Origin of the sequence: Eubacterium sp. AF15-50 (assembly GCF_934835595.1) — a bacterium.
Lineage (GTDB): Bacteria > Bacillota > Clostridia > Lachnospirales > Lachnospiraceae > Eubacterium_G > Eubacterium_G segne.
In genome coordinates, this window is the sequence record NZ_CAKVZL010000001.1 from 15260 (window position 1) to 28392 (window position 13133).

Below are 13133 nucleotides of genomic sequence, written 5' to 3' on the forward strand. Positions count from 1 at the left end.
TTACATATAAAATTTTAGAAATACTTAACGGAGGGAAGAAATGAAAGAAGTATATTCAACAAGTAATGAAGTGGAATTACAGATGCTCGTAGGCTTGTTAGAGAGTTGCAACATTCAGACGAACGTTCGTGCAGGAGGAGCCGGGGATTACTTCAGGGTAAAAGGCTCAGATGTAATGATATACAAGAGCGTTCTGGTTCGTGATGAGGACTGGGAAAAAGCAGTAAAAATAGCAAAAGATAATGGATTTGAAAAAAAGAAACAAACGGTAAAAAGAGGAAAAGGAGAAGTCTGGTTAGGTCGGATTTTGCTGGTTATATTCGTTGCAATTTTTCTGGTAAATGTTTACATGGCCGTGGCAGATTATTTATAAAATTATAAAAAACGTATATGATTATTTGAGGCACAGGTCAGCTTGTGCCTTTTATTTTTGCATTAAAAAGAAGTTCTTCTAAATCATAATCCACCTTGTATAAAAACGTTACATTTGTTAGACTTGGTATAAGTAAAAGAATTTAATAATAAGGAGATTTATGGAAAAACAGAAGACATACGGGTTTTTAAATAATTTTATTTATGCCCTGAATATTGAGAGAAAAAGCAATTTAAGATTGCTGGCAATCACATTAATTAAGCCTATAGGAGACATAGTGGGAACTTTGTTAAATTCATATGCTCCTAAATATGTGTTGTCATTTATTGAGAATGATTTGCCCCTTAAAACAATAATTATTTATACAATAGTTATTTGCCTGATAATGTTGATTTTTGATATTATCAGCACTACCTGTTACAACAGCTTTGAGTTTGAATACCGGAAGACAGAGGGCTATGTTGAAAAGAAGAGAATGGACAAGCTATTTCACACTGATTTTAAAAATATGGAATCCCCGGATTTCCTTGATTATGTCCAAAGAGCAAAAACAGCAGTTACCAGAGGAAGTGGATTTCATGGAGTGGTATATGAAAGCAGAAATTTTATAGCTCAGGGGACATTGATGATTTTGTCAGCCGTGTTAATCGGTATTCAAAATTTACTGATGATGGTATGTTTTATTATAATATCATTTGGAACGGCAAAAATATTAACCTATTTCACGAAGCTTGATAAGGAAAAATTTTCTGATGCCATGGCGCCTACATGGCGTAAAATGACTTACTTAGAGTCAACCACTAAGAATTTTGATTTTGCGAAGGATATCAGACTTTTTAACATGTCAAATATTTTCCAAAGAAAATTAGATGACGTAAATAACGTTTACAATGTTAAAAACAAGGAACATCATAACAGATGGATTGTGTGTAATGTTGATATGGAACTGATATTACTTATTCAGAAGGTTCTTATGTATACATGGCTTGTTTACAACGTTGTTACAGGTGCGTACCAAATATCGGATTTTGTCCTTTATGTGGGATTGGTAACAACTTTTCATAATTCAGTGGGATATGTTAACTGGATTTATTCAAGCATAAGAGGCAATTGTCTTATGATTAATGATTACAGAAATTTTATAGACTGGAAAGAGGATAAAGAAACAGCAGATGAAAAGGACGGTCATATTACAGATATAAATCTTAATAAGTTTGAATTTAGATTTGAAAATGTAAGTTTTAAATATCCGGGACACGATAATTATGTGTTAAAGAATGTTAATCTAACCATTAAGGATGGAGCAAAACTGGCGGTAGTTGGTGTCAATGGTGCCGGGAAAACTACTTTCATAAAACTTATGATGAAGTTATATGAACCAAGTGAAGGCAGAATCCTTTTAAATGGCATTGATATAAAAGAATATAACAGAGAGGAATATTTTAAACTGTTTTCACCTGTATTTCAAAATGTGGAAAGTTTTGCAATGCCGATTTATCAGAACGTTTCCTTTGCCGGGGAAGACAAAACAGATATGAATAAGGTACATAAGGTATTAGAGCAAAGTGGATTAAGTGAAAAAATCAACTCCTATGAAAAAGGTGTGCATACCAATTTATTAAAAATATTTGATAAAGAGGGAATTGATTTATCAGGTGGTGAAAAACAGCGACTTGCCATGGCAAGAGCTTTGTATAAAGATGGAAAAGTTGTTATTTTGGATGAACCTACAGCAGCACTTGATGCTTTGGCAGAAGACAGAATGTATCGTGAATTTGAAAACATGATAAAGGGTAAGACGGCAGTTTTCATATCCCATAGATTAGGAAGTACAAGATTTTGTGACAAGATTGCAATGTTTGAAGACGGAATGATTGTGGAAGAGGGAACTCATGAGGAATTAATGGAAAAGAATGGAAAATACGCGTATATGTTTGGCATTCAGTCCCAGTATTATGAGGAAAAACAAAAAAATAGTGATAATGCGGAAAGCACCGAAACAACTAATAATGGAGATGCAAAAGCATTGAAAGTTGAAATGGAAGGAGGACAGTAGTATGAAAAATAGTAAAGAAAGTATCCGATGCTTTAAGTTTTTTGGAAAATTCGCATGGGAAAATGATAAAATGTATTATATGTTTCTTATAGTAAACATAATTATTAATTCCGTGTCTCCTTTTATTACAATTTTAGGAACCCAGTACCTTATTGATGAAATTGCAGATGCATCTAAAAGAAACATGGGGTGGATTGTGTTCTGGGTAGCCTTTATTTGTGGCGGAAACTTTATTTGTGCAAATGTGAAGAAGTGGACAGGAGAAAACATCTCTAAGATTTGCGAAAAGTTTGATAGAATACTTAAAACCAATTTGTGTATGAGCTGCGTTAACATGAAGTTTCAAAATACAGAGGACACAGATGTTTTAGATATTATTAAAAATGCGGAGAGAGCATTAAACGAAACAGGGCAGGTTAACGGTCTTATTACAGCATTGGCAAACATAATTACTAATTTCTTTGTAGCATTGGGAGTTGTAGTTCTTGTTTGTACAAGGATTCCGTGGCTGATGATTCCGGTAATTATTTCCTTTGCAGTAAACTCCTATACTACATCGAAAGTAAACAAGGGCAGACGTAAATTCTTCAAAGAAATGAGCACGGTGGAAAGAGGCAGTACATATTTTAATACTGAATTGCAGGAAAGCAGATATGCAAAGGACATTCGTCTTTATGATGCGTCAGAAATATTTGAAAAGAAATATGACGGCTATGTTGACAGAATATATGGTACAAGTAAAAAATATTTCATAGGCTTTTTGAAATATTGGAATGTAAATAACATATTTTATTCTATAAGTGATATGACAATTTATATAATTCTTGTAGTAAATATTTTTAACAAGACAATTACCATTGGTGAGTTTTCAAGTTTATTTCAGGCTACAGGCGAGTTTGCAAGTGCAATTAGAAACATAATTAATTCATATCTTGAAATGAATTATACATCTTCAGTTCTAAAGTTCTATATTGATTTTGTTGAAAGTGTAGCTGTTGAAGACAATGAATTTGATAAAACAACAGTAGAAAACGGATTGTCAGACAATATAACATTGGAAGAAACAGAAGATATTTTGGCAAAAATTAATAAGTGTGAAATTGAATTTAAGAATGTAAGCTTTAAATATCCAAACACGGAAAAGTACATTCTTAAAAATGTATCTGCAAAAATCAAGGCAGGGGAACATGTTGCCATTGTAGGACAAAACGGTGCCGGAAAGACAACCTTCATAAAATTACTATGTCATCTATACGATAATTACGAAGGAAAAATATTAATAAACGGCAGGGAAGCCGGAGAGTACAGTTTCATAGAATATGTAAGGTTGTTATCTGTGGTATTTCAGGATTTCAGACTTTTTGCTTTTACGATTAAGGAAAACGTAACAGTTTTTGAGGATAAAAATATCGATTTAGAAGAAATATACAAAATTGCCGGAATTGAAGAATGGATTGGCAGCCTTGAAGATAAAGATGAAACCCATATTTACAAGATGTTTGTGGAAAATGGTGTTGAACCATCAGGAGGGCAGGGTCAGAAACTTGCCATTGCAAGGGCATTATATAAGAATGCACCAATAGTCGTACTGGACGAACCTACGGCAGCTCTTGATCCTATTTCCGAATATGAAGTTTACAAAAACTTTGACAGACTAGTTCATGGGAAAACGGCAATATACATTTCTCACAGACTATCATCCTGCAGGTTCTGCGACAGAATAATAGTTCTTGAGAATGGCTTGGTAGTTGAAGAGGGAACTCATGAGGAATTAATGAAAAACACCAAAGGTTTGTATTTCAATATGTATAATACTCAGGCAAAACATTATAATTAAAATGAAAGGGCTGATACTTTGATGATTAATCATTAGAGTACGGCTCTTTTTTATATTTCATTGTTTTCTTCCGAAAACAGATATGTGTTCTTACTTTAACATAGGCCATAATCAAAAATTACTTGAACAGTGTTCAATTTTAGGCGAATATGGTATACTGATTGGTAAAATAAGAGAGTTTCGGCAGGACGCTCAGTAAAAACAAATCGGTTGAACAGATAGCAGATGAACTGGAAGAAAATATTGAAAACATAAGAAGTATATGTGAGGTGGCACAAAAATTCGCACCAGAATATGATAAAGAAAAGATTTATGAAAGTATAAAAAAGTAAGGTATCTAAAGTTGCAGTTTCATTGGTAGAGGAGAAAAAAGTGAAAAATAAAATGGTGATAAATATCATAAATGAAGGAGACTCAACATATAGTGTGGAGTATGTGGAAAATTAAAAAATGATTTTTTACGAAAAAGGCTGACTCAGAAATTTTCTGAATCAGCCTTTTACTCTACATCAATAATGCATTTTTCACAGGCATTCACTATAATAGTGCCCTGATACTCATCATAGCGTTTAAATTTGCTGGTATATGATTTATGTACATGACCGTGTAAAAAGTATTTAGGGTGATACCTATCCATTATTTCCCGAAATACTTCAAATCCCTTATGAGGAAGGTCTTCACCATCATTAATTTTAAGAGCAGGGGAATGAGTGACTAAAATATCAATTCCCTTATGCCGGAAAATCCTGGGTATAAGCTTTTTAAAACGTCTTCGCATTTGCTTTTCCGTATATTGATATGGACCTGTGTGATATTTCATGGAGCCTCCCAGTCCCATGATTCTCAATCCATCGTGTACATATATCCGGTCATCAATACAAATACATCCATCAGGAGGGGTATCCTTGTAGCATCCATCGTGATTCCCGTGTACATACAAAACAGGAACATGGGAAAGGGTTACAAGAAAAGATAAATATTGAGGTGCCAAATCACCACAGGATATAATCAAATCAATGCCCTTAAGTTTGTCCTCGGAGTAGAAATCCCAATAATAAGGGGATTCTACATCTGCAATTACTAATATTTTCATTTTAAAGTCCTTTATCTTATTAATCCGTTATTTGTCATGTAATCCCTGTTGTAGGGTAACAGGCTTGGCATGCTCCGTTAATTCTTCAATAACCGGAATTTTTCCAATAATATTATCAGAAAGCCAATCCATTGTAATAATATCATTTACAGACAATGTCTGATTTTCGCTGTTTCTAATAGTTCTGTCCTGAGAATAAATAACACCGGAAAATGGGTTAAATTCACCGGAACAGATAGTTTTCTTTAAAAGTCCCAGAAGACGTTTTATGCCTTCAGGAAGCCATGGAGAGCTAATAATGTCTATGGCTTTTTGGGACATTCCCCACCAGTAATTAATGGCTGTGGCATCTTTGCCTTCACTGGATTTCCATGTGCCGTCTAATATGGAACGCACTAACTGGGTGTAAAAAGGTCCCCAGTGGTACACGGGAATGGCAAGATTCCAGACACTGTCACTGTACATTTTATATAAACCATAATAGCGGCTACCGGCTTCGGGAACAGACAAATCATGGTCGGAAACGCAATCCGGCTGTAAATCTGAAAGCTGTTGGTCAAAATCAAAATCTTTAAGACAGCGCCACAAAAGGTGTATCTGGGCACGGGGGTTGGTCATTTTTGCACCCAGAGCAAAAGCATTTATATTGGCAATGGTTCCATAAATAGGGTAATCAGCAATATAAGCGATTTTGTCATGCTCAGACATGGCACCGGCAATGGCACCCATAATAAATTTCGCCTCATACATACGTGCATAGTAAGTACGCATATGACTGTGAGCAGCATGAAGAGAACAATTTATTATATGAATTTTAGGGTGAGCAATTGCATATTTAAGACTTGCCTGGGAAAAAGCAGGTGAAGTGGTAAATATAACATCACAATTTTCAGCAATTGCCTTTGCCAAAGTGGTTTCTATGGTATTTACAGTAACATTGTCATAATATACTGTAGTTATTTCGTCCTTTAGACTCTCTTCTAAATGGGCCCTGCCTAATTCATGAGAGTAAGTCCATGAAGAAGAGGCAGAGGTCTTTTCATATATAAATCCCACCTTCAGGGAATTTTGTGAAGGTGTCAGCAATTTAGTTAAAACGGAAGGCTTTTTCATGGAAGCAGTCATTCTCAAATCAACCTGTTTTTTGGACATTAATTCAAATTCAGTGTAATTAAGGGAAATCAACTTCTTAATTTCATTGTCGCTTTTGGCTAAAAGTTCTTTATATCCGTATAAAGTAATAAAAGACAAAAATGAATCTCCCGGAGTTATATGTTTTAATTCATCTCCTCCGTGGGAAATATATTCGCTTTTAAATAATAAGTATAATGAACGGAAGTCTGCCATTTCATCGTCAGACCAGTGCTCATCAGGGGCTTTACCTACAGCAGACTGAAGCTTTTCAAAACTTCCAAGCTTTGAAAAATATATATAATTTATATGGCTAAGTTCATAAAAATCCATATATTCATAATAGATTTTTATGTTTTTATCGTCGGTTTTTCTTGGAACAATACGGGTAACTTCCCCCATTATGGAGGTAGCCTTAAAATACTTTAAAACACTGACACGTTTATTGCCCTCTAAAACATAAAATTTGTTCATATATTCGTAGGCAATAATAGGTGAATTAATTCCTTCATTAACCTGACTTATGCTGAGGTTTATCCACTTGCTGGCAAATTCAGAATCCACATCAAGAATAGGCATAAAATTACTGGAAAAAGAATTACTTCTTCCACTGGTTTTGGTGCCTACAATCTGGTCTAAGGGAATTTGTACCAGACCAATAGAAACTTCTCTGTAATTTCTTGTTTCGTGTAAAATATCATCAAGGGCTTCTAAAGTAGGAATTTCTCCTGCAATAAGCTTTGACTGATAATCCTTTTGCCCCATTTTTGAGGCACGAATGTAATCATTATATGACATAAAATTTAACAGGATAACCGGTTAAGATTATCACAATCCTTCCTAAAAATTAGTTCTTACGATAGTATACACTTACTCCCTCATTTTGGTAATAAGCCGTAAGGGTTATAGACTTGGTTTTCCACCAACTCTCTTTATTTCCATTAGAATATTCTCTTGAATATGTAGCGTCACCATATTTTTTCGTAATATCTGATAAAATGGTTTCATAGGAAGTTTCACCTAAAGAACCGTATTGTATACGGATTTCCAATAATTTATCATTAAAAAAAACATACTGTAAAAGGGCATTGGGGTCTGACGGTGCTACAGACATTCCAAAGAATGAAGCGGTGTTGGCAATATCAAATTTGTAAGTAAGATATCCGTAACCGTCTGTGGATTCCTTATAATCTCCATCTACAGTATCATACTGTTTATCTTCGTATTTTTTTATTTCTTTGTAGGAATCAGAAAATTTAATCTTTCTTTCGCTGGTGATTTTAGCGTTACACGTTCCATCCTGGGCACCGGATTCCGCAACAACGGAAATGGTTTTTGCCGTCTGACTTTCAGCTGTCTGGTTGGAAGGTGCAGATTTATTGGAATCTCCAAATTTCAGTGTGAATATTACTACCACAAAGACAACAATAATGCACAAAGATGCAATAATTATGTAAGGTGCACTGTTTTTAGTGTTTTTTTGTTTCTGATTTGTGTTTTTATTAACAGATGTACGGCTACTCATTAAGTATATTCCTCCAAAATCCATATTTATTAACAAATGATACCATAAAAAACTATATAATTAAAGGCGGGTTAAACAAAAATAATGTTGAATATTAATTTTATTTTGTTATAATAGCAATGTAGTACCTAATACTTATTTCCCAGGCAGATTTTTATCTGTCAGGAGAGTCTCTCCTAAGACTCATAAGTATACTAACATATTTTTCAGTCCGGAACGGTTAATGGCAAGGGGGCCTTAACCGTTCTTTGATGTTATGGGGAAATAATTACAAAACATTTAGTATAGAGAAAAGAGGAACATACATGAAAAAAGGATGGCTTATAGTAAACGGTTATCTTAAGAGCAAAAAGTTTGATGAAATATATGCATGGCTTTTAAAGGCGGCAGAGGAAGCAGGATGTGAACTGAGAATATTGGAAAATGACAGGTTAGATTCCATACTTCCGGCAGATTCTTCAAAGGTAAACTGGCGGGAAAAACCTGATTTCGTTATTTTCTGGGATAAGGATGTGAAACTGGCAAGGCTTCTTGAGGCAGAAGGCTTTAGGGTTTTTAACAGTGCAGATGCCATAGAAATCTGTGATGATAAATCACTTACCTTTATAAAACTAAAAAACACAGATATAAAAATGCCGAAAACCTACTGTGCACCAATGACCTTTGAAAAAGAATATTCTGATTACACCTTTGTACTTCAGGTAGAGGGAAGCCTGGGATATCCTATGATTATCAAGGAAAATAAAGGCTCTTTCGGGGAGCAGGTGTATAAGGTGGAAGATTACTATGAGGCTGTGGAGCAAATAAAGAAAATCGGTGGCTGTGATTTTATTATGCAGGAGTATATAGAAAGCTCTAAAGGTCAGGACGTAAGAATACATGTAGTGGGAAATGAGATTGTTACGGCAATGAAACGTGTTAATAAGAATGATTTTCGGGCTAATATAACTAACGGGGGTTCAATGGAAAAGTATCAGCCAACTAAAGAACAATGCGAAATGGCACTTAAAGTATGCGAAAAATTAGGATTGGATTTCGCTGGGGTTGATATAATGTTTGGAAAAAATGGAGAACCGGTTTTGTGCGAAGTAAATTCCAATGCCCATTTTAAAAACATTTATGACTGCACAGGTGTAAATGTGGCAGAAAAAATTATTGATTATATTTTAAAGAAAATTAATTAATGGAGTTGCAATGAAAGGGTACATTATTTACAATACAGAGGATTTGACTAAAAATAAAAGATTTATTAAATTTATCACAGAAACACTAAATGAATATAATATAGATGTGGAATTGGTTATTATTGACAGGGTGGAATTAGCAGAACTTGAAAATCCTGATTTTGTTATAAACCGTAGTAGGAATGCTGATGTTTCAAGATATTTTGAGGGAAAAAACATAAGAGTCTTTAATAGTGGAAAAATAACGGAAATAGCCAATGATAAAAGAAAAAGTTATGAATATTTAGAAGGAATTGTTCCCTTTATGCCTCTCATGAGTGAAGAGGAAGCAGAAAGTTCAGGAAAGCCTTATATTATAAAGAGCTGCAATGGTCACGGTGGAACCCAGGTTTTTATGGTTGAAAACTTCCAGCAGAAGAATGAAGCTATAAATGAAATGAAGGGAAATGATTTTATTTTCCAGAAATGTTGCTCAGATTTAGGAAGAGATGTACGGGTGTATGTTATTGGAAATGAAATTGTACAGGCAATGGAGCGGACTTCTGCTGAAAGTTTCAAAAGCAATTATAGCTTAGGGGGAAAGGCAGAACCCTATACATTAAAGGATTATGAAATCTCAATGGTTAAAAAAATACTTAATGTTTTGCCAATGGATTACGCCGGAATTGACTTTATTTTTCATAAAGGCAAGGCAGTTTTTAATGAAATAGAGGATGCCGTAGGAGCCAGAATGATTTATGAAAATACTGACATTCATATCGTAAAACTATTTGCAGAGTATATTGCAAGGGAAGTTAGAAAATAAATTTGAAATCAGGAGTGACAGATGAATTTTTGGAAAAGGCTGTTTGGGCATTTTAGAACAATAACGAAACATAGACATAAGGTTATAGCAAACTGTGCAAAAGCAGGAATTTTGTGGCAGGGACTTAGACATGATTTGTCAAAGTATACACCTACTGAGTTTGTGCCGGGAGTGAAATATTATACCGGCAAGCGAAGTCCTAACGAAGGCGAAAGGGAAGAATACGGATATTCCAAGGCGTGGATGCACCATAAAGGAAGAAACAGGCATCATTACGAATACTGGGTGGATTATAATTTGGAAACAAAGAGAAATGAACCGGTGGAAATGCCATATAATTATGTGGCAGAAATGTTTTGCGACAGATTAGCTGCAAGTAAAATCTATAAAGGGAAAAATTACACGGATAAATCCCCACTGGATTATTTTAACTACAGAACACCTCACAGAAGCATCAATCCCAAAACAAAGGAGGAATTGTCAAAACTTCTTGTTATGAATTATGAAAAGGGAGAAAAAGAAACCTTTGAATATATAAGAAAAAGGGTTAAAGAGGAAAAACAACGAAAAAATAAAAGGTAGTCGGAAATTCTCCAACTACCTTTTATTTTTAATCTGCCTGATTTTCTTTATTCTTGAAAATCAACAGCTTACTAAATACATAATTTAAAATAACAACAATTACGCTTACTAAAACTTTACTGAACATTCCGTCAATTCCAAGGAATTTCTGGTTAAGTCCTAATTTAACCAACGCCGGTACTCCAAGCCATTCGATGCAACCGGTTATAAGACGGGCACCTACAAACATGGACATTTCTTTAAGTACAAACTTCAGTTTCCAGCTATAGCTTTCAAAAACCCAGATTTTATTGGTGAAATATGCAAAGATTACACCTGCAATCCAGGCTATAACGTTAGCAACGGCAACTTTTGTAACCTCACCGCTTATGGGAAGTGCCCTGACAGTAACGGCATATACAACCCAGTTCACCAGAGTTGTTAAAACTCCCATAATTAAATACATAATAATTTCCTTATATTGATAATAAAGATTTTTAATAGTCTTCATTGGTTTCCTCCTAAGTTAATGTAGTGCCCCCTCCTTAGGTCGGCGGCAAGTCGTCGGAAACATCTTAATAAATAAACTTCGTTTATTTGGTTTCCGCCTCAAATCAATGTAGCGCATTTTAAAGGCACATACCCCATAATAATACCATAAATTATTTTTGTAAAGTATAATAAAATATGTTATATTAAATGCAGAATAAAGTGGAAAAGGACGCACAGCATGGATAGATATTATTACAATAAAAACGGTAAATTAGTAAACAGAAGTCTGCCATATGTGACAATAGCGCTTATAGTGATAAACGTGGTAATATTTCTGGGGATGGAGCTGATTGGGGACACTGAGGATTCCATGTACCTTTATCAGCATGGTGCAATGTACTGGCCTAGTGTATATGAAGGGGAACAGTGGTATAGACTTATTACCCATATGTTTATTCATTCAGGTCCGGAGCATTTATTAAACAACATGTTTATGTTGGGGATTTTAGGCTACCAGATGGAAAAGGAATATGGAGCTGTTAAATACTTTATAACGTATATGGTTAGCGGAGTAGGTGGAGCAGTATTTTCATCACTTATTGAAATGAAGTTAAATGATGCCCCTGTAAGCATTGGTGCGTCAGGTGCCATATTTGGAATCTTCGGGGTGATGCTTGTGATAATTTTCAAAAACAGAAGATTAGACGGTAACGGAACTGCAATCAGATTAATTATATTGTTTGTCCTTATGGTATTTGGAAACATGGAAGAAGGCGTAGACTGGATGGCACATTTAGGGGGAGCCCTGATTGGTGTGCTATTGGCTTTTATTTTATACAGACCTAAAAAAAGAAAACAGGAGGAAATTTATTATGGATAATTGTATTTTTTGTAAAATAGCAGCAGGAGAAATCCCATCAACTACTTTGTATGAGGATGATGATGTAAGAGTTATTTTTGACATAGGGCCGGCAACTAAGGGACATGCCCTTGTTATACCAAAGGCACATGTGGCAAATGTTTTTGAGATACCTAATGATTTATTAGGAAAAGCATACTCAGTGGCAAAGAAAATTGCCCAGGCACTTAAGGAAACAACCGGATGTGAGGGAATTAACATTTTACAGAATAATGGGGAAATGGCAGGTCAGTCAGTTTTTCATTTCCACATTCATGTTATTCCCCGTTATGAAGGTGATACTGCCAATATTAAGTGGGAACAGGGAACAGCAGATAGTGACTATTTAAATGAGTTAGCAGGTAAGGTTAAAGAAATTTTAAGCAAATAGCTAATTTTATACATAGGTTACGAGGTACTGAAATTGAAAGATGAAAAAATTACGGAAGATACTTTAAGAAAAGCTTTGTCAGGATATATGAATATAAAGGGACAGGAGATTCTTGATAAAGAGCATTATGATGTTAATGATGGCTTTGCATATCCTGATGAGGAACAGGTTAAAGGCTTTAGAAAAATATGTAACAGAGAATTTAAAAAAATATGGCTTAGAAATGGCATAAAAGCCTTCCCATATAAGGTTGTTACAGCAGTTGCCGTTATTTTGATTCTCATTAATATTTCAATTGTTACAGTACCGGGACTTAGAGAGATAATATTGAATTTTAAAATGTCATCATCTGCAACTAATACCAAAATTGTTAGTGATGACAGTAAAGGTTCAATATACAATGAAGAAAATAGTGAATATTCCATAGGAACAGACAATACATATGAAATTTCATATATTCCGGAGGGATTCACTTTAACAAAATCACAGAGTACAACAAGAATTAAGGATTATGAGTACAGCTGTGGAGATAAGAGTTTTATATTCAGCCAAATGTCAGAAGATTCCACATTACAGGTAGATACAGAAGGCGCAAAGGTGGAATATGTAGACATCAATGGAAATAAAGCATTAGTATCAGAAGAAGATAATTATATAGTCATAACATGGAAAGAGGATGAATACTTCTTTGAACTTTCCGCAAATGAAATTGACAAAGATACTGTAATTAAAATAGCAAAAAGTACTAAAAAATGTAATTAAAAATTGTGCAAATATACAAAAGTAA

General features: G+C 34.5%; 13 protein-coding genes. 9 read left to right on the forward strand and 4 right to left on the reverse strand.

All coding sequences use genetic code 11. From position 1 onward, the window contains the following. Window positions 1-40 precede the first annotated feature (40 nt). The 3 genes from Q5O73_RS00090 (at window position 41) to Q5O73_RS00100 (ending at window position 4266) form a co-directional block, all read left to right on the forward strand. On the forward strand, window positions 41-373 hold the full coding sequence (locus tag Q5O73_RS00090; protein WP_021953563.1) for a DUF2007 domain-containing protein: 333 nt from the start codon (window positions 41-43) through the stop codon (window positions 371-373). A gap of 160 nt (window positions 374-533) precedes the next feature. Then, window positions 534-2429 (forward strand): ABC transporter ATP-binding protein, encoded by a 1896-nt coding sequence (locus Q5O73_RS00095; protein ID WP_302668769.1) that lies wholly within the window; start codon window positions 534-536, stop codon window positions 2427-2429. 1 nt (window position 2430) lies between these two features. Then, window positions 2431-4266 (forward strand): ABC transporter ATP-binding protein, encoded by a 1836-nt coding sequence (locus Q5O73_RS00100; protein ID WP_302668770.1) that lies wholly within the window; start codon window positions 2431-2433, stop codon window positions 4264-4266. A gap of 499 nt (window positions 4267-4765) precedes the next feature. Here Q5O73_RS00100 and Q5O73_RS00105 read toward each other — a convergent pair whose 3' ends face one another. From Q5O73_RS00105 to Q5O73_RS00115, 3 genes are read right to left on the reverse strand one after another with little or no spacing between them, the layout of a single operon-like run. Then, a complete protein-coding gene (locus tag Q5O73_RS00105; protein ID WP_021953560.1) occupies window positions 4766-5359 on the reverse strand; it encodes a metallophosphoesterase in 594 nt (197 codons plus the stop codon). 27 nt (window positions 5360-5386) lie between these two features. Then, complete coding sequence (locus Q5O73_RS00110; RefSeq protein ID WP_302668771.1) at window positions 5387-7288, reverse strand: BMP family ABC transporter substrate-binding protein; 1902 nt, start codon at window positions 7286-7288, stop codon at window positions 5387-5389. 49 nt (window positions 7289-7337) lie between these two features. Further along, window positions 7338-8015, reverse strand: coding sequence for a hypothetical protein (locus Q5O73_RS00115; protein ID WP_302624155.1), 678 nt, complete (start codon window positions 8013-8015; stop codon window positions 7338-7340). Between the two features lie 305 nt (window positions 8016-8320). Between Q5O73_RS00115 and Q5O73_RS00120 the strand changes: the two genes are divergently transcribed. From Q5O73_RS00120 to Q5O73_RS00130, 3 genes are read left to right on the forward strand one after another with little or no spacing between them, the layout of a single operon-like run. After that, window positions 8321-9199, forward strand: coding sequence for a RimK family alpha-L-glutamate ligase (locus tag Q5O73_RS00120; RefSeq protein ID WP_302668772.1), 879 nt, complete (start codon window positions 8321-8323; stop codon window positions 9197-9199). A 10-nt stretch (window positions 9200-9209) separates the two neighbouring features. Next, entirely contained in the window at window positions 9210-10004 is a 795-nt protein-coding gene (locus Q5O73_RS00125) for a RimK family alpha-L-glutamate ligase (protein WP_021953556.1), read from the forward strand. Between the two features lie 21 nt (window positions 10005-10025). Continuing rightward, window positions 10026-10586: a DUF5662 family protein gene (locus tag Q5O73_RS00130; protein WP_302624153.1), complete on the forward strand. Its 561-nt coding sequence runs from the start codon at window positions 10026-10028 to the stop codon at window positions 10584-10586. 28 nt (window positions 10587-10614) lie between these two features. Here the strand turns inward: Q5O73_RS00130 and Q5O73_RS00135 are convergent, their stop codons facing one another. Then, the gene (locus Q5O73_RS00135; RefSeq protein WP_021953554.1) at window positions 10615-11076 is read right to left on the reverse strand and encodes a GtrA family protein; all 462 of its coding nucleotides are present in this window, start codon (window positions 11074-11076) and stop codon (window positions 10615-10617) included. A 219-nt stretch (window positions 11077-11295) separates the two neighbouring features. Between Q5O73_RS00135 and Q5O73_RS00140 the strand changes: the two genes are divergently transcribed. From Q5O73_RS00140 to Q5O73_RS00150, 3 genes are read left to right on the forward strand one after another with little or no spacing between them, the layout of a single operon-like run. Then, window positions 11296-11937, forward strand: a complete 642-nt coding sequence (locus tag Q5O73_RS00140) for a rhomboid family intramembrane serine protease (protein WP_302668773.1) — start codon at window positions 11296-11298, stop codon at window positions 11935-11937. Next, complete coding sequence (locus Q5O73_RS00145) at window positions 11930-12346, forward strand: HIT family protein (protein WP_021953552.1); 417 nt, start codon at window positions 11930-11932, stop codon at window positions 12344-12346. Before Q5O73_RS00140 ends, Q5O73_RS00145 begins: the two co-directional genes overlap by 8 nt. A gap of 33 nt (window positions 12347-12379) precedes the next feature. After that, window positions 12380-13108: a DUF4367 domain-containing protein gene (locus tag Q5O73_RS00150; protein ID WP_021953551.1), complete on the forward strand. Its 729-nt coding sequence runs from the start codon at window positions 12380-12382 to the stop codon at window positions 13106-13108. Window positions 13109-13133: the final 25 nt, after the last annotated feature.